The sequence below is a fragment of the Rhizobium sp. BK098 genome, assembly GCF_014193155.1.
In the GTDB taxonomy this organism is placed as follows: domain Bacteria; phylum Pseudomonadota; class Alphaproteobacteria; order Rhizobiales; family Rhizobiaceae; genus Rhizobium.
Window position 1 is genome coordinate 1 of sequence record NZ_JACHYY010000003.1, and the last position, 20,024, is coordinate 20,024.

Sequence of the window (20,024 nt, forward strand, 5' to 3'; positions counted from 1 at the left end):
CGGAAATGTCACACTGCCGCAGCCCACCGCCAACTCCGCGCCGATGCCGTCACAACCTGGCGTGAAATCGCATTGTCCAGCGTGCTCTGACGTTCCGCGCACAAGCCCCTCCTTCGGCCAGAATTAGTTAAGGCGACGCCACCGGACTACTGGTATGAAGGCGCGGCGGCCACCGAAGACTTGCCCGGCCCGGATGGCCAGATGCGGATCAGGAAAGGATCGGTGCGCAGCGGCGGATCTATTGGCAGCGCGCCAATTGCATTGCCGTCTGGAATACGACAATGGATGAGCACAATTATCTCGTGCGCCGCTGGATGCAGCTGGTTGGCTGAGAAGGAGAGCAGGACCTGTGACAAAGACACACCTCAGCAAATCGATCGCGCAACTCTCGGTCCTGATCCAGTCCGGCAGTCTCGACCCGGTCGCGCTGGCCGAGGAGACTCTCGACGCGATCCGGACCTATAAGGACCAGGCGATCTTCACGCAGCTTTTGGAGCGGCGCGCGAAGGAGGAGGCGGCTGCTTCGTCCAAGAGGCTGCGCGAGGGGCGTTCGCGCGGGCTGCTGGATGGCATTCCCGTCGCCTGGAAGGATCTCTTCGCCATCGCCGGCCTGCCGACGACGGCTGGCTCGGTCGTGCTTGCGGATGCCGCGCCTGCCGAACACGATGCCGATGTCGTCAGGGCGCTGCAAGCGGCGGGCATGGTGGCCGTCGGCCGGGTCAATATGAGCGAATTCGCCTTTTCCGGTCTCGGCCTCAATCCGCATTACGGTACGCCGCTAAACCCGCTGGCAACGGATGTGCCGCGAATTCCCGGCGGTTCGTCCTCGGGTTCCGCCGTTGCTGTTGCGGCCGGTCTCGTGCCGGTGGCGATCGGCACGGATACCGGCGGCTCGGTGCGCATACCGTCTGCTTTCAACGGCCTTGTCGGCTATAAGGCAAGCCATGGCCGCTACAGCATGGCCGGCGTCTTTCCGCTGTCGACGAGCCTCGACTCGCTAGGGCCTTTGTGCCGCAGCGTCCAGGATGCGATATGGGTCGATGCCGCAATGCGCGGGCGCTTTGTCCCCGAGATAGAGCGCGCCGAAGCCGCCAGGCTTTCCATCGTGGTGCCGACAAATATCGTCATGGATGATGCGCAGGATGGTGTTCTTGCAGCTTTCGAGGCGACGCTGACGAGATTGAGTGCCGCCGGCGTTAAGATCCGGCGAGCCGCGTTTCCAGCTTTCGAAAGGCTCTTTGAACTGATGGCCGAGTATGGGCCGTTGGTTACTGCCGAGGCCTTCGTGCTCCATCATCGTCGCTTGGCGGGGCCGGAGGCTCAAGCCATGGATCGGCGGGTTGTCGCGCGGACACGCCTTGGAGAGAAGACGACGCTGGTCGGCTATCTGGAAACGCTCAAAGTGCGTGAGCAACTGATCAAGGAGGTAGCTGCAACGCTTGGGCCGAATGAGTTCATCGCCTATCCGACGGTTGCCCATGTCGCGCCGGCGCTCGGCCCCCTGGAAGCTGATGACGAGCTGTTCGTAAAGATCAATGGCAGAACGCTGCGCAATACGGCGATCGGTAATTTTCTTGACTGGTGCGGCGTTTCCCTGCCTTGCGGGGCCGGCGAAGCGGGCATGCCGGTCGGCTTTTTGCTGTCGGCTCCCAAGAACCATGATGAGCGATTGCTGGGGGCCGCTCTGGCGCTGGAAGAGGCAATAACTAATGTAGACCGTTCAAGAATGTACTGATGAAAACAACCGATGTCGGGGCGCGGCTGCGGCGCGATGCGGCCCTGTAGTCGCCCCGGCAGTGAGGTTGTTGCCGACGCCGTGCCTCGGCGGGTCGCATCTCTTCTCAGTCGACGAAGCAGATAGTAGTCCTGGCAGACCGGTCTTGATCCAGGCCCGTTGCACCCTGTTTCTTTGACGGACCGATCAATGGCCAGTGCTTTCGAGCCTATGTCGAACGCCAACTCCTATCTGTTCTCAAACCCGGCGACGTCGTCATGATCCTTAGAGGCGCTGCAGTTGTTCGTCCACGCCACCTTGCTTCTCATTTCATGTCCCTCCTGCCAGCTATAATCCTTGAAACTGATTAGAAAAGACCAAGCGTTGCTCACGTGGCTCGGCGGCACAACCGCCGCCGCCAAGCCTTGCTATAAGGGCTAAATCATACCACCTCGGCCTTTGGCGCTATCGTCACGCAGCGTCCAAATCCGATCGAAAAATCCTCGCGGCCGGTCTTGCGATAGGCGAGAAAGCGGGGAACCTCTTTCAGAGACGCCGCTGAGATACTGCAGTCTCGCGAAAATGGGGTGTCCCGTCCTTCCTGGTTGATTTGTATTGGAGCAGCAGCATCCCGGCAACCGAAACAACGATCATGGCTGCGCCAACGAGGACGGGTGTCGTTACGCTTTCCCCAAGGAATGTGTAGCCAATGGCGACGGCGATGATCGGGTTTATGAATGTGTAAGTGGCGACCAACAAAGGCGATATTCGCCTTAGCAGCCAAGTATATGCGGCAAAGGCTATCACGGTGCCGAACAGAATCAGATAGGCCAAGCCACCTAGCGAAACTGCGGAGATCCGGGTCGGCTGCACAGCCTCCAACTCGCCCGACAGCGCGCTGATGACGGCCAAGGCAACGCCGCCGGCGAGCAGTTCGATCCCAGAGAGCCCCGCCGAGGCAAATTTTGCGGAATGGCGCTCCGATATGACTGTTCCGACCGCCCATGAGAAGGAGGCCCCCAGCAGGAGAATCAAATCGACGGGGTGCACCGCGCTCGCGCCGGAAGATATTTCCTGCCATGCGATGAGAGCTACGCCTGCGATGCCGGGAACGAGGAGTGCCGCTCTCATCCCGGTCGGCCGCTCACCTCCGGGAATGAAAGCCTGCAGGAGCACGATCCAGAACGGGATCGTTGCCAGGAGCAGAGCGGCCACGCCGGATGGAACGCGTTGCTGCGCATATGCCAGAACGCCGTGGCATCCAACGAAGAACAGCAAGCCACAAACTGCCGCGACGCCCCACATCGTAACGGATGGAGCTTCGGAACTCCTTACCCTCGCATAGGCATAGAGAATGGTGCCCCCGATCAAACAGCGTATGCCCATCAGAAGAAAGGGCGGCAGCGTTTGCAGACCCAAAGCTAAGGCAAGATAGGTCGATCCCCAAATGATATAGATCGCGGCAAAGGCCGCGCCAAGCGTGATATGTGTCCTTGAAAGCATCATGGCTGATCCTAACCTTTTATAGGGTTAGAGACCAAACCAGGATCAAGATCATGAGTTCCAAAGAATATCGACATTCAAGCGCCGACGGCGGCCCCAAAGAGGAATTGGCGATCCGGTTTGTGAACACAGCAGCTTGGCGGTTGCGCTCGTCTCGTGAGGAACGGCTTCCCGATGCGCAAGCACTTTTGCGCTGGCTGACTGCCAACCTGCTTGGGAGTGAACACCAGTCGGACCCGATGAGTGCGCGTTGGCACACATATCAAGATGATGGCGCCAAAGCCTATGAGGCGGCGATTGCACTGCGCGAAACTATCTACGAACTCCTCGTCGCTCGCATCGCCGATGTCGCCCCGCCGATCGAGGCTCTCGAGTATTTCAACGTGTTTTTGGCTCGGCCCGCAGATGGAATAAGGCTCGAATGGATGGCGGGTGAAATGGTCTGGCGTATCGATGAAGCCAGCGATTCAGATCTGCTCAAACCCATCATTATTTCGGCGGCGAACCTCATGACCGGTCCTAAAGCGCATCTTATCCGCCAGTGCCAGGATGACCGCGGCTGCGGATGGCTGTTCGTCGACGAGAGCAGGGCGATGAACAGGCGCTGGTGTTCGATGGGAGATTGCGGGAACCGTGCAAAGGCGCAGCGGCATTATCGACGTTCGCGCGGTAAAAGCGATAGTCCCTCCAGCTAGCCAATGTTCTCTTATACTGGGTAGTCAGCAAACAAGTCAGCATCATGCGGATCGATCGCAAACGCCGCGTCGATGCGATGAAGGCTATCGGTATGGAGGACGAATGATTGCGGCCGCCGCATTTCCGGCTTCCTACTTGCCTTGGAGAAGAAGCTCGCCCGCAATTAGACTAAGGGTCGTGGTCAGTGCGGTTCCTCCCATTGCCAGTTGTCGAGATGGCAGCTCTCTCTGGCCTCCCCTCTTCCTCCCAAATCCTGTAGGCGCGCTCGCGGCGCTTTTCGTCATTTTGTTCTTCGTTGCCGGCCGTTGAAGTTTCTCCTCGTTCCTGAAGACGGATTGGTTTCCTTCGGACAAGCCGATCGTAAGGGCATCTCGTTCGTCAGGACATCGAAGGAAAGTGTTTTGCGCTTCGCCGCCATGAGCAGATCAAGCTCGATCGAAGAAGGGCCGAACCGAACGAACAGGTCCTCGGCCGTCACGTCATCGAGTCCGTATTTCTTCTGGAAATCCGCCAGACTATAGGGGACGCCTCTGGTCGGCCGGCGCCGTTCGAAAGACCGTTGCATTTCCATATCTGATGATCCTCCTAACTCCGATCCAAGCAACTCGATCGGCGAGCTAAAAGTTCCTTCGAGCATGGAATATAACGAAAGGAGCACGCAATGATTGATATCGTCGCGGCGGCCGAGTTGGCCGAGTTGCGTCAGTCCAGCGCTAATGGTCGCTGCGAGACAGCGAGGCGACTGATCCGCGCGGAATCAGACTTGTTTTTATGGTAGCGCGTCCGACAGGAATGTCCTTGCCGCTCAGGCGCGAAATCAGCCGTTCGGCCGCCTCCTTGCCCATCTCGTAGACAGGCTGGTCGATGACGGTGATCGGCGGTGTCGTGACGGTCGTCCAATCGGCGTCCAGAAACGAAATCATCGAGATGTCGCGCGGTATCGATAACCCGAGGGTTTGCAGAGACTTGAAAACTCTAAGGCCGACGAGACTGTCCGAAGCGATGAGGGCGGTTGGGGGAGCTGCGTCTTGCAACAGGCGCTCGACGACACCATCCGTTTTCGGCTGGTCCGTGGCGCCGAGACGCACGTAATGCCGAGCCTCCTCTATGCCGGCGTCGGCTTGCTCCCTCAGAGCCCCCTCCACGCGTTCGCGCACCGCGGAATTGGAAATGCTGCTGATATCGTCAAGGAATTCGCTCTCAGCATCCATCGCCGATATATAGGCGATCCGCCGATGCCCCATGTCGATAAGATGGCGGGTCGCGCTCGCGGCAGCGTCAAAATCATCACCGGTGACCGCATCGACGCCTAGTTCCGGAATGGTTCTGTCAAATAGAACGAGCGGCACGCCGACGCGGCGTATATCCTGGAGATGCTCCATCCGATCGCATCGTGCCGGCGTCACGATCAATCCATCGACACGCTTGCCAATGAGCAGGTCGACCGCTGACTTCTCCGCCTCGATCTCCTCGCCGGAATTGGCGATGATGACGTTGAAACCAGCCATGCGTGCGACATCGCTGATCCCTCTGACGGCGAGGCTGAAGAAAGCATTCTCTATATCGCCGACCACAACACCGATGATGCCGGATTTGCCTGTGGTCATGCTTCGGGCGAGTTCGTTCGGTCGATATTCGAGTGCCGTCGCCGCGGCTAGCACCTGCTCGCGAACCTTGTCGCTGACGACACCATAGCCACCGAGCACGCGCGCCGCAGTCGCCTTTGAGACATTCGCGGCTCTTGCGACATCGGCGACAGTGACGGAGCGTTTCGAGGTGAGGGATTCTTCCATTCGACGACGATTACAAGAGTTATTGACGGACGGTCAATCTCACGGTAACAAATAAGGTGAGACCGGTCTCTTTTTAGTATGAAACCGGTCTCTTGTCCAGATGACCTCTTTCCGATGGATGGGTGAGGGATGGGCGCGCATGCATGAATGCCAATAAGAGCATCCTTCAGAGCGGAGAACGAACATGAAACTATCTGCCATATTCTCGGCCTTTGCCTTGCCCTTGGGCGCCGGCCTGCTGGCCTGCCTCGTCGCAGCAAGCGCGGTCCCAGCAGTTGCGGCCGACAATCCCTATAATCTGATCGATCCGAACGTCATCAGCGTCGGCACGATGGGCGATTCCAAGCCCTACACCTTCACGACCGCCGATGGCCAATTCACCGGCTTCGATATCGAACTCTTTCTGAACGTCGTTTCGCGCATGGGCTTTCCCAAGGACAAGGTGACGTTCACCGGCCAGGAATTCTCTGCCTTGTTGCCCTCCGTTGCCAACCAGCGTTTCGACGTCGCCGTTGCCGCAATCGGAACCACCGAGGCACGCAAGAAGACGGTCGATTTCTCCGATGGTTATCTCGCCGGCTATCTCTCGGTTCTGACATCGGATGCCTCGATCAAGGATGCAGCCGGCCTTAAGGGCAAGCGCCTCGGCGTCGTGCAAGGTACGCTGCAGGAGATCTATGCGACGAAGAATTTTGCCGGCACGGACCTCGTCAAATTTCCGGACAACAATTCCGCCGTGGCGGCGCTGAACAACGGCACCATCGACGCGCATTTCCTCGACTATGAAGCCGCCAAGCAATATGGCGAACGCTATCCCACGCTGAAAATCGCGGTGAATATCCCATCCTTCGACGCACCGGCGGGCTTCGTCGTCCACAAGGGCAACGACGCCTTCCGTCTGGCGCTCAACAAGGCGCTGCATGAGGCAATGCAGGACGGCACCTGGAAGACGCTCTATGAGAAGTGGTTCCCCGGCTCGCCGATGCCCGATCAATATCTTCCCAAGAAGTAAAGGCTGCGCCGCCGTCCGGGTGCTCTGGGCGGCGGCCATTGACCTGCCTCGCGAATTTCATGGGGAATTGAATGGATTGGCTTGAAAACCTCCGTCGCAGCTTTCTTGACTGGAATGCGATGGCCGAAGTCCTGCCGAGCATGATCACGGTCGGACTGAAGAACACACTTATCCTGGCGGCAGCCTCCACTGTGCTCGGCGTTGTGATCGGCATGGTGCTGGCCGTGATGGGTATCTCGCAGTCGCGCTGGCTGCGTTTGCCGGCGCGCATCTACACCGATATATTTCGCGGCCTGCCGGCGATCGTGACGATCCTGATCATCGGCCAGGGCTTTGCCCGCATCGGCCGCGAGATCTTCGGTCCGTCGCCCTTTCCGCTGGGGATCATCGCACTCAGCCTGATCGCCGGCGCCTATATCGGCGAGATCTTCCGATCCGGCATTCAAAGCGTCGAACGTGGGCAGATGGAGGCCTGCCGTGCGCTTAGCATGAGCTACGGGCAGGGGATGCGGCTGATTATTATCCCTCAAGGCGTACGGCGCGTCCTACCGGCCCTCGTCAACCAGTTCATCGGCAACGTCAAGGATTCGAGCCTTGTCTACTTTCTAGGATTGCTGGCTTCGGAGCGCGAGATTTTTCGCGTCGGCCAGGACCAGGCCGTCGTCACCGGCAATCTCTCACCCTTATTGCTGGCAGGCGTCTTCTATCTCGTCATCACCGTTCCACTGACGCACCTAGTCAACTATATCGATGCACGCCTGCGTCTTGGGCGGCAGGGCCGCAGTTCCGGTGCGACAAGCGGTCTTGTCGAGGTCGGCGAACTCGAGGCGGCTTCGAATGTTCAGGCTTCCGGCGCCTTGCGCTTCAAGGGAGGGGCTGTTCAAATCCGCGATCTCAGCATGTCCTACGGCGACCTCGAAGTGCTGAAGGGCATTGATCTCGACATAGCAAAGGGCACCGTAACCTGCATTATCGGCCCGTCGGGTTCGGGCAAGTCGACGCTGCTCAGATGCATCAACCGCTTGGTGGAGCCAAAACGCGGCGATATCCAGCTCGATGGCGAAAGCATTCTGTCGATGAAGCCGGAAAGCCTGCGCCGCCGCGTCGGCATGGTCTTTCAGCACTTCAATCTCTTTCCGGATCACACGGCGCTTGAAAACGTCATGCTGTCGCTGACGAAGATCAAGAAGATGCCAAGAAACGAGGCTCGCCGGATTGCCGAAAGCCGCCTCGCCGAGGTCGGGCTCGCCGGACGCAAGGACCATCGGCCCGCCGGCCTTTCCGGCGGCCAGCAGCAGCGCGTCGCCATCGCCCGGGCTCTCGCCATGGATCCGGAAGTCATCCTTTTCGACGAAGTTACGAGCGCACTTGACCCCGAACTGGTGAAGGGCGTTCTCGATTTGATGGCCAATCTCGGACGCCAGGGGATGACCATGGCGGTCGTCACCCACGAAATGGGATTTGCCCGCAGAGTGGCCGACCAGGTCGTCTTCATGGATGAAGGCCGCGTCGTCGAAGCCGGCACGCCGCAACAGATTTTCGACAATCCGCAAAGCGAACGCCTGAAGCGCTTCCTCGCTGAGGTTCTCTGACAAACAGGGTCGGCGAGACTTCCGACGGCCTTTCGATTGCAACATTCACGTCTGATAAGGTTTCTAAGCATGAATATTCCCACTCGCCCTTCGAAAGTCGTTGTCGTCGGCGGCGGTATCTTCGGAGTTTCCACGGCCGTTCATCTGGCTCGGCTTGGCGTTCAAACAACGCTGATCAATGACGGTCCTTTGGCAAATGGCGCATCCGGCCGCTCGCTCGCCTGGCTCAATTCCGCAAGGCGTCGGTCAGACGCCTATCATCGGCTGCGCCTGGCTGGGATCGACCGTTATCGCACACTTTCCACCAAATATCCGGATGCGGCCTGGCTGCGCTTCGATGGTGGTCTCACCTGGGATGCTGATGATGCCGGCAACGACATTGCCGCTGTTTTCGAGTATGAGCGTGACCTGGCCTATCACGCGCTGTTGCTGACGCCCGATCAGATCGCCAAGGCGACGCCTGGCGTCGATGCCGGCTCTGTGACCAGACAGGGAGCGATCTTCAATCCCGGGGAGGGTTGGGTCGACCTGCCATCGCTGATCGGTGTTCTTGCCGAGGAGTTCCGGTCAATGGGCGGCGAAGTCGTCACCGATGCCGGCCGGGCAACGGTGAATGTGCGGAATGGCCGCGCTACGGGCGTTACGACAGCGAACGGTGCCGATTGGGCCGCGGATGCCGTGCTGCTGGCGGCTGGTGGTGAAGTGCCGGCGATCGTTGCGAAGGCAGGCCAGCATATCGGTGATGACACCCCAATTGCGCTTCTCGTTCGCACAAAGCCGATCAAGCACCCGCTGAAGGCGGTCCTCAACACGCCGCGCGTCGCCATCCGCCCCACACCCGACGGCGCCTTTGCGCTGGATTCGGCCTGGTCGGAGGAAGAGGTGATCAAAAATGTCGACGGTAGCTACGAAATCAAGCCCTCAACGCTCGAAGGCTTGCTACTTGAAGCCTCCAAGGTGCTGGAAGGGAATCCGAAGCTCGAAATCGGTGACTACGGCGTCGGCCTCAAACCTATTCCGGGCGATGGCGAGCCGGTATTCGGCGAATTGCAGGCGATCCCGGGGTACTTCGTCGCTTTCAGCCATAGCGGTGCTACTCTCGGCTTGATCGCGGGCGAGTTGCTTGCCGACGAGATCGCTACCGGCAAACGGCATCCGCTTCTGGCTTCCTTCCGGCCGGAACGCTTTGCGAGGTAGTGCGATCGGAAAGTGCCGGATCTTCCGATCCTCGCCATTGCAGGAACAGGGCGAGGATCACACCCTCAGAAACATGTCGGATATAGGCGGACGCCCCACGCACGGAATAGATGGAACAATCGTAAAGGTCAGTGATTTACCGTGCGAAGATCACGTCATGTTGATCGCGAAAGACGCCGCCATTCAATGCTTGCGGAAAAAGGCATGCGTGAATGCCCCTGAATAGATGTAGGACATCTGTTCGGGCTTGTCGCACAGGAAATCGTCACAGGCCTTTTTTACACCGGGAAGATAGTTCCATCCGTCCGGATTGATCTCGGTGTCGCAATAGTCATCAACAAGACAAATCCCACCTTTCGAAAGCCGCGGATAAACATTTTCCAGGCTGATCATGATCGAGTCGTAGAGATCTCCGTCCAGATAGGCGAAGCTTATCTTTTTTGGCAGCCCATCGGCCAACGTATCCTTGAACCAGCCTTTGTGAATTATCGGGAGGCGTAATCCATGCAATTTGAAATTGTGAACCAGAACCTCTTCCGAGGTCGCGAGATCGCCCTCCCTGTAAGAAGCGCCATCCACATCGCTCGCCGGTGGAAGGCCTTCGAAACTATCGAAAACATGAAGCTGCTTTGAAGATCCGAAATCGCTGATCACCTTTGCGATCAGCACGGAGGACTGGCCCTGATTGCAGCCAACCTCCACCAGGTCTCCCTCCACGTCATAGGCGATTGTCTGGGAGACCAGATGGAACATGTTCATTCTCTGCTCGACATTGGTGGAAACACCTGAATGCACAGCAGAAAATTTCATGCCTGTTATCCGGTATAAGGCTGCATCGACAAAAGAAGCGGTTCGCGATTCGATGCCGAAGCGCCTTGTTATGAGATTAAGCGCTCGATCGGCATGAGATGATCTCCGTAAACCCCAATCGAAATTTCTTGTGATAAAGAAATTGTCCACGTTAATCCTCCCAATGTTCTCCCGTGATGACAATATCATCATGACATTATACTTTCTATGTTCAGTTGGCAGCGAGAATTGCAAATTTGAATTCTGCTCCCACAGGCGTTGCGAGCCCGTAAGATCTCTAAGTGCGTAGTGGCTGTTAAGCCGGAGGGATCCGTGGCCTCGCTCTATCCAAGGAAACCATAGTGGGGAGGAATGGATGATCGCCATCACGAGAAGAGTGAATCTGCGACACCTGCCGGAAGTAAGTTCGCATCGGCAAAGCTGGGCGGCTAGTCCAGAGGCTGTTCTATTCACTATGGCTTGCGATCATAAGCTGACATTCCGTTCTCGGCCTCCGGCACTCCATCGAGATCAAGCCGATGTATGCTATCGAAAAATTTGAGATGAAGAACTTTCTTAAAGTCGGGTTCGACAGTTCGATCCCCATAAAGAGCTTAGATCATCTTCCGAACGCGTTTGCCTGCAGCGGAACACCACCATGTCAGCCACTGTTTGATAGACTTGTGCACCAGAGTCGCGGCCACTTTTCATCTCAAAAGTGTCGCTTCCAGTAGGCGTGGCGAGTCGTGCGCCGAGTTGTGTTACACTTCAGATCGACTTCGAAGTTGTATATATAAATAAGAATTGGATATTTTGCTGTATTTGTGAATAGATATACATGTAGTTTCGTAATAATAATCAATTTCGATATTTATCCTCGGGCGGCGATAAATGAAGGACTGAAGCTACATGGCTCTTCCGTCGAAAAAATTGCCTCGAACATTTCTGATGGCGGTACTGACGTCCCTTCGAAAGGCGTTCTTCAGCATCGCGATTACGAGTGCCGTGATCAGCGTACTGGCCCTGACAGGTTCCTTTTTTATGCTTCAGGTCTACGACCGGGTCATTCCCGGCCACAGCCTTTCGACACTGGTCGGTATTGCGATCATCGCTGCAACCCTTTTCGTGTTTCACGGCGCTCTTGAGCTGCTGCGTTCGATGCTTCTGGCGCACGTTGGCGTGGCGCTGGACGAGCGGATGAACGGTAAGGTCTTTGCCTCGCTGGTGCTTCAACCACAAGTAATGCCGGCGGCAGGCGATGGAATGCAGTCGGTTCGCGATCTGGACAGAGTTCGATCTTTTCTCTCCAGCACCGGTCCGATCGCCCTGTTCGACCTGCCATGGATACCGCTTTATCTCGGATTGTGCTTTCTTTTCCACTTCTGGATCGGGCTGACCGCGACCTGCGGTGCCATCGTCCTCATCGTTCTGACCGTTCTTGCCGAGATCTTGTCGCAACGTCCGGCAGCCGAGGCGGCCAAACAGTCGGCAGCGCGCCTTGCTTTTGCTGAAGGTGCACGACGAAACTGGGAAGCGGTTGTCGCAATGGGTTTCGTCGGTCGGATGGCGGAGCGATGGGCCGATCTGAACGGCGCCTATCTCGAAAATCAACTTGCCGCCGCCAACGTAACCGGAATCCTGACGACCACCTCCCGCATCCTTCGCATGATGCTTCAGTCTGCTGTGCTTGCGGTCGGCGCAATCCTCGTCATCCGGCAGGAAGCGACGGGTGGCATCATGATCGCAAGCTCGATCCTGGTTAGCCGGGCGCTCGCACCGGTGGAGCTTGCTATCGGCCAATGGAAGGCATTCGTTGCCGCCCGGCAAAGCTGGTTGCGCCTTGTCAAACTGCTTGAAATCCTGCCTGCTGGAGAGCGGAGCATCAGCTTGCCGGCACCCAGATCAAAATTGACGGTGGACGGTCTGAGCCTCGCCTCCCCGGGAAGCCGTGAACTCATCCTTCGTAACATCTCGTTTGACATATCGGCCGGGACCATATTGGGGGTCATTGGTCCCAGCGCCTCGGGAAAGTCGTCCCTTGCGCGCGCGGTCACCGGCCTCTGGCCGACGACGATCGGCGCGGTACGCCTTGATCGCGCCGCTCTCGCGCAATGGGATCCCTCGGAACTTGGGCGCCACATCGGCTATCTTCCACAGGATGTCAGCCTCTTCGATGGTTCGATTGCCGAGAACATCGCCCGCTTTGAAAAGCAGCCTTCATCGAAATTGGTTGTCGCTGCTGCAAAGTCTGCCGGCGTCTATGACATGATCGTGGAGTTGCCGCAGGGCTTCGATACGATGATCGGGGAGGGCGGCTCCCGGCTTTCCGCTGGGCAGCGGCAGCGCATTGCGCTTGCGCGAGCGCTCTATGGCGATCCGTTTTTGGTGGTGCTGGATGAACCCAATTCCAATCTCGATGCAGAAGGCGATGCGGCTCTGACCCAAGCTCTCCTCGGCGTTGGTGCGCGGGGCGGCATCGCAATGGTCATCGCCCACCGGCCGAGCGCTTTGGTGGCGGCCGACATGTTGATGGTCATCGCCGCGGGACGGCTGCAGGCGTTTGGACCTAAGGACATGGTCCTCGGAAAGCCGGTGAAGCAACCAATCAAACAGAGTGCAGTCCGCCTGATGGTCGCCGGCGAGGACGCCGGGTCATGAGTACAGAAAAGCCGTCACCCAGCGAGCGTTCGATACGCCGGCTTTCCGTTGCGGCGTTTGGGACGATCGTCCTGCTCGTCGGCGTGATAGGTGGCCTTGCTGCGACCACCGAGATCTCGGGTGCGGTCATTGCCCCCGGAACGCTTGCGGTCGACAGCTATGTAAAATCAGTTCAGCATCTCAAAGGGGGAGTTGTCGGCGACATTCAAGTCAAAAACGGTGATCGTGTCGATGCTGGGCAGCTTTTGATCCATCTCGACGATACGCAAACGAACGCCAATCTCGCGATCATACGAAAACGATTGGATGAACTGTCCGCGAGAACGGCGCGGCTGGTAGCGGAGCGCGACGGCGCGCCAGCGATCGCCTTTTCGGCGGAACTGCTTTCGCGGGCCGACGAAGACGAAGTCTCGCGCACGATCGCCGGCGAGACGCGTCTGTTCGAAGATCGATTAGCATCCAGGCAAAGCCGCAAATCACAGCTGAGCGAGCGTATCCAGCAACTGAGCCAGGAGGTGGAGGGTCTGGTTGCGCAAGAGAATGGCAAGCGCAGGGAGATCGATCTGATCGCCAAGGAGCTTTCCAGCCTTCAAGGGCTGTTCGATAAGGGCATCATCCCTGCGGCGAAGGTCTATGCGCTACAGCGCGAAAGTGCCAGCTTGACCGGAGAACTCGGTAATCTCGTTTCAAGCATCGCACAGGCGAAAGGCAAGATGACCGAGACGGAGCTGCAAATCACGCAAGTTGACGACGATCACAGCGCCGAGGTTTCGGAGCAACTGCGTCAAACGCAGAGCGACACCGGGCAATTCATGGAGCGACTGGTCGCCGCAAAGGATGATCTGAAGCGGATCGACATAAGAGCACCACAGGCCGGTATCATCGATCATCTGAGCGTGCATGCGGCGGGTGCCGTGATATCGCCCGGAGAAACCATTATGCAGATTGTGCCGGATCGGGATGCGCTTGTCGCCGAGCTTAAACTGTCGCCGCAGGATATCGACCAGGTGACCGTCGGGCAGCCGGTCATGCTCAGGTTTTCAGCGTTCAATCAGCGGGATACGCCTCAACTGAACGCGCAAATCACCAAGATCTCGGCCGAGCCGACTACTGACCAGCATTCCAGTGCAACTTATTACGTCCTTCGCGCTAGCATATCGAAGGAAGAGTGGGGTCGGCTCGGGAAGTTGACGCCCGTCTCCGGGATGCCGGTCGAGGCCTTCTTGCAGACCGGCGAAAGAACAGTATTGACCTATCTAACGAAGCCGATGGCAGATCAGATGGCGCGAGCCTTTCGCGAAGAATAGCGCTGCGCTCTCCTATTTCGCTTCGCTTAGTTCGCTGCAGCTAAAAAACCTAGTCTGCAGGATCAATAGGATAGGGGGCGAGCTTGATTTGACCCTTGATTTCAGGGGGGTTCGGTCGCAAGGTGAAATTTCATTTAAGCTTGGAGGGGTCGCGATGGTTAAAGTAATTCCCATAACAACGGCGAATTTAACCGATCATCAAATCGGCTCGGACGATATATTGATAGCGCCGGATTCGACGAACATCCTTTACGGGGATGCCGGAGGCAGCCTGTTGGATCACTCCACGGGCGGCAACGATAATCTGACCATACATGGCTCGGGCAGCTTTTATGGCGATGCCGTTAGAAACATCGCTGATCACGCGATCGGTGGCGACGATTTTCTGTTCGTCCAGATAACCGGATCAAGCAGTACTACGACCAATTTGTATGGGGACGCGGGAGGAAGCCTCTCTGACGGTGCTAAAGGCGGCAACGACGTTTTCAGCGTAGCTCCAAGCCCAACCAACATCACGGTCGCCATGTATGGTGACGCCGGAAAGGATATGTCAGGGCACGCAGCGGGAGGCAACGATACGTTTCAGCTTTCTGCGTTTCAGAACACTTTCACAATCTATGGCGACGCTGGCGGCAACATGAAGGATCATGCTGTCGGCGGCAACGACACAGTCACGGACGGTAGCTCCGAGGGCTTCGTTACATTCTACGGCGATGCGGGCAAGAACATGTCCGGCCATGCGCATGGCGGCAATGATGTTCTTAGTACAGGCCTCGAAGACAGCGTAACGTTTTACGGCGATGCTGGTGGTGATCTCCGCGATCATGCCATCGGCGGCAACGATACAATGAACGTTGCTTCCGTCGGGGCCGTTCTGGCCTATGGCGATGCGAATAGCATGTCGGATAATGCCCGTGGTGGCGATGACAGTCTTATTGTTAAGGCGCAACAAACCGCGAATGATATACTCATAGGCGATGCGCAAACGATGTCGGGCCATGCACATGGAGGCGACGACGTGCTGAACGTCTCTGCGGTTCGTCACACGGACGGGCCTATTACTCTGATTGGCGACGCGGTGAAGATGTCCGGTAATTCCCATGGCGGCAACGACACCCTGATCAGCGGCAACGGCAACGAGGACATGTGGGGTGATGCACAGGTAATGGTCGGCCACGCCGAAGGTGGAAATGATACGTTTATATTCAAGCCCAGTAACGGCAGTGACAAAATCGAGGATTTTGGTCAAGGCGCTTGCGGCCCAGGATCGAATTGGGGAGTCGACCATATCGACGTCTCGGCACTGGGAATCAAAGACTTCAGTCAGCTTAATATTATCTCAGCGTTCGATCCAGTTACGCACGACACCACGATTGCATTCGGTACGGGTGGTGTGGTCGTGCACAGTCAGCATGCGCTGCTGGCGCATGACTTTCTGTTTGCATAAGCAGCGGAGTGAAGGCCCTTTGGGGATGAGCCGAGAGGCAGCAGCGTCAATTTGACGAGGGTGCCATCGGACAGCGGGATATAGTACCCCCCTGTATTGTCGCGTATTTGCATTTTGTTGGCATTGCATGTTGGCGGTCCACGCAATGGCGAAAACCGGAGCGGACCAATTTGTCGTGGAGGTAGAGATGTCTACGATCGATCTTACCCAATACCAACTGACGTTTGACGACGAGTTCAACACACGCAGCATTTCTCAGACTGGTAACGGCACGACTTGGGCCGATATCCGTCCGCAATGGCGCTATGACGCCAATTCCGATATCGGCTTTGGTCATTCTTCATTCGTTGACCCTTCGTCGGGTTACGATCCTTTCGAGGTGAACAACGGTGTGTTGACGATTACGGCCGTGCCCGACCGCACCGCATCCGGCTTCCCCGGCAGCTGGGAGTCCGGCCTGATCACGACGCAAGGGCATTTTTCGCAAACATATGGCTACTTCGAGATGCGGGCTGATTTCTCGAACCTTCCGGGAGCATGGGCCGCATTCTGGCTTCTACCGGACCATATGATAGCCGATCCCAATAATGCCGGGCACTGGCAGGAACTTGATGTCGTCGAAAACTATGGAAGTTTCGAGAAGGGCATATATAGCGGTATTCACACAACCGACGCCGCGCCGAATCTTAACTGGCAACAAAATTTGCAGGTCTATAGCGAGCTCGCTCAGCCATCCGGTTTTCATACATATGGATTGGATTGGAATGCCGATACCCTAGGCTTCTACGTCGATGGTCAGCTTATGGGAACGAAGGCCACACCCAGTGATATGCATGGGCCAATGTATCTCTTGGCCGATCTGGCCACGCAGGACGATCCCAATAACAATGCGGATGTTACCAAAGCGCCGATTTCAGAGCAGATCGATTATATCCGCGTGTATTCTCACCTTCCCGCTACCACTCCGCCGCCTCCGGTAACCGTTCCTCCGCCAGCGAGCGACGGGACCACGATCGGTACCGGAGCCGACAAACTCGTTTTGTTGATCAGCGAGGATGCCTATCTTGGCGACGCCCAGTACAGGGTTACCGTCGACGGAATACAAATCGGTGATATACAAACGGCGCACTCTCCTCACGGCTCTGGCCAGTCAGATCACTTGGTGGTGCAGGGTGATTGGGACCAAGGTGTCCATGACGTGAGCGTGACGTTCCTGAACGACGCGTGGGGCGGGACACCCACCACCGACCGAAATCTGTATTTGGATGGTGCTACCTACAACGGCACGGATGTCTCCGGCGCGCAGCATGCTTTGATGGGTGTCAGTGCATTCCACTTCAATATAGTTTCTGACCCTCCCGCTACCACCCCGCCGCCTCCGGTAACCGTTCCTCCGCCAGCGAGCGGCGGGACCACGATCGGTACCGGAGCCGACAAACTCGTTTTGTTGATCAGCGAGGATGCCTATCTTGGCGACGCCCAGTACAGGGTTACCGTCGACGGAAAGCAAATCGGTGATATACAGACGGCGCACTTTCTTCACGGCTCTGGCCAGTCAGATCACTTGGTGGTGCAGGGTGATTGGGACAAAGGTGTCCATGACGCGAGCGTGACGTTCCTGAACGACGCGTGGGGCGGGACACCCACCACCGACCGAAATCTGTATTTGGATGGTGCTACCTACAACGGCGCGGATGTCTCCGGCGCGCAACATGCTTTGATGGGTGTCAGCGCGTTCCACTTTAACTTCTTCGATGTCTGAGGCCGGTGGTGATCACTGTTGGTGCATTCAGATCATTGGCGCCATGCACCGTTTTTGAACGGGCTCTGTTGCAAATATTCCAGATGACTGAAGAAAACTAGCTTAATCCGCCGTCACGTGGGCTGACCCTCAAGGTCTGGGTGAGTAAAGCTACAGCTTCCGTCAAGGCGCTCGATTCAGGGTGTCAAAGAGCGCTGTGATGTCAGCTTCGTTGATTGCGTCACCGACATACCAGCTCAAGGTATCGTAGAAGCCCAGGAAAGAGCCGTTGAGCTTTTCGAGGATGGCCATCGCTTCATCGCCGGAGATGCGGAGCTTCCTCGCCAGCAATTCTCTCAACGCAGGTATCGCCCGTTCATTCGCGAATACTAGCGCTGGCGGCGAAAGCGCGGAAAGGGCTGCCGGAGGGAAGCGCTCGGAACGGCAAGCGAGTCGGTTTTGGAGGCGGATATCGCGCGAGGAAGCCGCCGCCTCGATGATGAAAGCTTCTGCATCGAGCACCCATGCACCGCGCGCGGTATCGAAATATTGGAAATCCCGAGCGGAAAGCGCCAGGGTCACGACCTTGGCTTCGCCCGGTTGAAGCTCGACCTTGGTAAACGCCTTGAGTTCCCGGATCGGCCGCCGGAGGCCGGGCTTTACCGGACGGACGTAGAGTTGGACGATTTCCTTGCCAGCCACTTCGCCGATGTTGCAGATGGTGACGCTCACCCTGCAGTCCATCGACGGGCCGATTTCCTGCCTGTCGAGTGCCATGCTCTCGTAAGAAAAACGCGTGTAGCTTAGGCCATGACCGAAGGGGAACAGGGGCGTCACTGCCTTGAGGTCATAGAAGCGATAGCCGACGAAAATTCCTTCGCTGTAGACATGCCGGCTGTTCTCACCGGGATAGGTGTGCCAACCGGGAATGTCCTCGATGCGGATGGGCATCGTCGTCGTCAGTTTTCCGCAAGGGTTCTGTTCGCCGAACAGAATGCGGGCAATCGCGTCGCCGCCGCCCTGGCCAGGATAAAAGCAGGCCAGCACGGCCTGCGTGGCAGCCAGCCACGGCATTTCGACCGCATCCGGTGTCGTTAGAACGACGATTACTTTCCGGCCGGCCTCAGTGAGCGAGCGGATCAGGCTGTCGTGGCCGGCCGCCAGTTTCAAGGTGTCGCGATCATTGCCTTCGCCGTTGCGCGACTTCTCGTTCTCGGTGAAGATGATGACTGCGTCCGCTGTCGTCGCAGCATCTAGAACGGCTTGTGTTTCACTCTCCGTCGGAATACCTTGCGCTGTCGGGAAAGGCACATGACGTACCTTCACATGTTCTCCCGCACGCGCTGCGATCCGTTCCAACGGGCTGTCGACGCGATAAGGATTGGTCGTCGCCGACCCCGATCCCTGGATCGTCGGGACCACCGCGCCATCGCCAACCACGAGTAACTCGCCGGTAGCGGCCGCATCGAGCGGCAGTGTCTGCTGTTCGTTGCGCAGCAGCACGATCGACTCAGCTGCGATCTGTTGGGCGAGGGCGTGATGGCGGTCCAGATCGACAGGGGCTGCGGGCAGCCTCTCGGCCTGACAGCGGCGGACGAGGCCGATAACCCGTTCACAAGCCCGATCGAGTATGTCGTCGGCGACTTTGCCATCTTCGATAGCCGACAGAAGCCGTGCCTTGCGAGGTTTGCTTTCCGGCATGTCGAGGTCCGTACCGGCTTTAAGCGATGCGGGCCGATCCTTGATCGCGTGCCAATCAGACAGGATAAGCCCGTCATATCCCCATTCATCCCTCAGGATGTGTTTCAGCAACCAGTGGCTTTCCGCCGATTGAACGCCGTTCACCGGATTATAGGCGCTCATCACGGTCCAGGGCGGGCTCTTCAGGATCGCCCGCTCGAAGCCTACGAGATAGATCTCCCGCAGAGCCCGTTCATCCACATCGGAACTTGTCGTTGTCCGATCGATTTCCGAGTTGTTGCAGGCAAAATGCTTCAGCGAGGCACCGATACCGTTGTCCTGCAGGCCGGAAATCAGAGCGCCGGCAAGATCGCCGTTGATGACCGGATCCTCCGAGTAGTATTCATAGGCGCGGCCGGCGAGCGGCGTCCTTCGTGTGTTGATACCCGGTCCGAGCAGGAGATGAATTCCCAGGCTGCGGCATTCGAGGGCAAGCGCTTCGCCCATGCGATACAGCAGGTCCACATCCCAGGAACAGCCGACGAGATTGCCGTTCGGAAAGCAGGTGGCCGGTCGCGTCGTGCCGAACATGCCGCCTTTATCGTCGGCCTGTTGGTTAATCAGGTCGAGGAATGCGGCGAGACTTTCTTCATCGCCGGTGCCGGCATCTATCTGGGTTGTCGAGTAGCGCACGCCGTAGGTGCCATCCGTCATCAGAATCGAGTCGATCCCCAGCCTTTCGATTGCGGCTGTTCTCCAGAGGCCTTGGCCACTGACGAGAGCGACTTTCTCATTCGTGGTCATGGAGGTGACTAGCGCTCTGATTTCCCCATCGTCCGCTCCGGGCATGGTGTGTCTTCCTCCGTCTGAGTGAATGGGCGCGGACCGCGTGTGA

The 20,024-nt window shown here is 57.6% G+C and carries 14 protein-coding genes and 2 pseudogenes; 11 read left to right on the plus strand and 5 right to left on the minus strand.

Translation table 11 applies throughout. The annotated features are described in order from the left end of the window. Positions 1-144: 144 nt before the first annotated feature. The 3 genes and pseudogenes from FHT73_RS29435 to FHT73_RS09350 all read left to right on the plus strand — a co-directional run. Positions 145-332, plus strand: a pseudogene (locus FHT73_RS29435) (signal peptide prediction); the annotation flags it as partial. A 17-nt stretch (positions 333-349) separates the two neighbouring features. Further along, complete coding sequence (locus tag FHT73_RS09345; protein ID WP_183711143.1) at positions 350-1,735, plus strand: amidase; 1,386 nt, start codon at positions 350-352, stop codon at positions 1,733-1,735. A 161-nt stretch (positions 1,736-1,896) separates the two neighbouring features. Then, positions 1,897-1,998, plus strand: a pseudogene (locus FHT73_RS09350) (IS630 family transposase); the annotation flags it as partial. 262 nt (positions 1,999-2,260) lie between these two features. Here FHT73_RS09350 and FHT73_RS09355 read toward each other — a convergent pair. Further along, on the minus strand, positions 2,261-3,220 hold the full coding sequence (locus FHT73_RS09355; RefSeq protein ID WP_183711145.1) for an EamA family transporter: 960 nt from the start codon (positions 3,218-3,220) through the stop codon (positions 2,261-2,263). Between the two features lie 50 nt (positions 3,221-3,270). On the opposite strand from FHT73_RS09355, the gene FHT73_RS09360 reads away from it, so the two are divergent. Beyond that, positions 3,271-3,912 carry an ABATE domain-containing protein gene (locus tag FHT73_RS09360; RefSeq protein ID WP_112611517.1) on the plus strand — a complete coding sequence of 214 codons (642 nt, stop codon included), beginning with the start codon at positions 3,271-3,273 and terminating at the stop codon, positions 3,910-3,912. Between the two features lie 281 nt (positions 3,913-4,193). On the opposite strand, the gene FHT73_RS09370 is transcribed toward FHT73_RS09360, so the two are convergent. Beyond that, positions 4,194-4,484 (minus strand): hypothetical protein, encoded by a 291-nt coding sequence (locus FHT73_RS09370; protein WP_112611519.1) that lies wholly within the window; start codon positions 4,482-4,484, stop codon positions 4,194-4,196. Between the two features lie 142 nt (positions 4,485-4,626). Continuing rightward, entirely contained in the window at positions 4,627-5,706 is a 1,080-nt protein-coding gene (locus tag FHT73_RS09375) for a LacI family DNA-binding transcriptional regulator (protein WP_183711147.1), read from the minus strand. 184 nt (positions 5,707-5,890) lie between these two features. Between FHT73_RS09375 and FHT73_RS09380 the strand changes: the two genes are divergently transcribed. The 3 genes from FHT73_RS09380 (at position 5,891) to FHT73_RS09390 (ending at position 9,507) form a co-directional block, all read left to right on the plus strand. Further along, on the plus strand, positions 5,891-6,718 hold the full coding sequence (locus tag FHT73_RS09380) for an ABC transporter substrate-binding protein (protein ID WP_183711149.1): 828 nt from the start codon (positions 5,891-5,893) through the stop codon (positions 6,716-6,718). A 71-nt stretch (positions 6,719-6,789) separates the two neighbouring features. Further along, positions 6,790-8,310: an amino acid ABC transporter permease/ATP-binding protein gene (locus FHT73_RS29710; RefSeq protein WP_112611525.1), complete on the plus strand. Its 1,521-nt coding sequence runs from the start codon at positions 6,790-6,792 to the stop codon at positions 8,308-8,310. A 69-nt stretch (positions 8,311-8,379) separates the two neighbouring features. Then, positions 8,380-9,507 carry an FAD-binding oxidoreductase gene (locus tag FHT73_RS09390; protein ID WP_112611527.1) on the plus strand — a complete coding sequence of 376 codons (1,128 nt, stop codon included), beginning with the start codon at positions 8,380-8,382 and terminating at the stop codon, positions 9,505-9,507. Between the two features lie 183 nt (positions 9,508-9,690). Here FHT73_RS09390 and FHT73_RS09395 read toward each other — a convergent pair whose 3' ends face one another. After that, positions 9,691-10,467, minus strand: coding sequence for a TylF/MycF/NovP-related O-methyltransferase (locus FHT73_RS09395; protein WP_183711151.1), 777 nt, complete (start codon positions 10,465-10,467; stop codon positions 9,691-9,693). 738 nt (positions 10,468-11,205) lie between these two features. On the opposite strand from FHT73_RS09395, the gene FHT73_RS09400 reads away from it, so the two are divergent. The 4 genes from FHT73_RS09400 (at position 11,206) to FHT73_RS09415 (ending at position 17,470) form a co-directional block, all read left to right on the plus strand. Then, positions 11,206-12,954: a type I secretion system permease/ATPase gene (locus FHT73_RS09400; RefSeq protein ID WP_112611531.1), complete on the plus strand. Its 1,749-nt coding sequence runs from the start codon at positions 11,206-11,208 to the stop codon at positions 12,952-12,954. Continuing rightward, positions 12,951-14,261, plus strand: coding sequence for an HlyD family type I secretion periplasmic adaptor subunit (locus FHT73_RS09405; RefSeq protein WP_112611533.1), 1,311 nt, complete (start codon positions 12,951-12,953; stop codon positions 14,259-14,261). Before FHT73_RS09400 ends, FHT73_RS09405 begins: the two co-directional genes overlap by 4 nt. A gap of 154 nt (positions 14,262-14,415) precedes the next feature. Then, the gene (locus tag FHT73_RS09410) at positions 14,416-15,708 is read left to right on the plus strand and encodes a calcium-binding protein (RefSeq protein WP_112611535.1); all 1,293 of its coding nucleotides are present in this window, start codon (positions 14,416-14,418) and stop codon (positions 15,706-15,708) included. Between the two features lie 187 nt (positions 15,709-15,895). Next, on the plus strand, positions 15,896-17,470 hold the full coding sequence (locus tag FHT73_RS09415) for a carbohydrate-binding domain-containing protein (protein ID WP_183711153.1): 1,575 nt from the start codon (positions 15,896-15,898) through the stop codon (positions 17,468-17,470). 162 nt (positions 17,471-17,632) lie between these two features. On the opposite strand, the gene FHT73_RS09420 is transcribed toward FHT73_RS09415, so the two are convergent. Next, positions 17,633-19,978, minus strand: coding sequence for a glycoside hydrolase family 3 C-terminal domain-containing protein (locus FHT73_RS09420; RefSeq protein WP_183711155.1), 2,346 nt, complete (start codon positions 19,976-19,978; stop codon positions 17,633-17,635). Between the last annotated feature and the right edge of the window lie 46 nt (positions 19,979-20,024).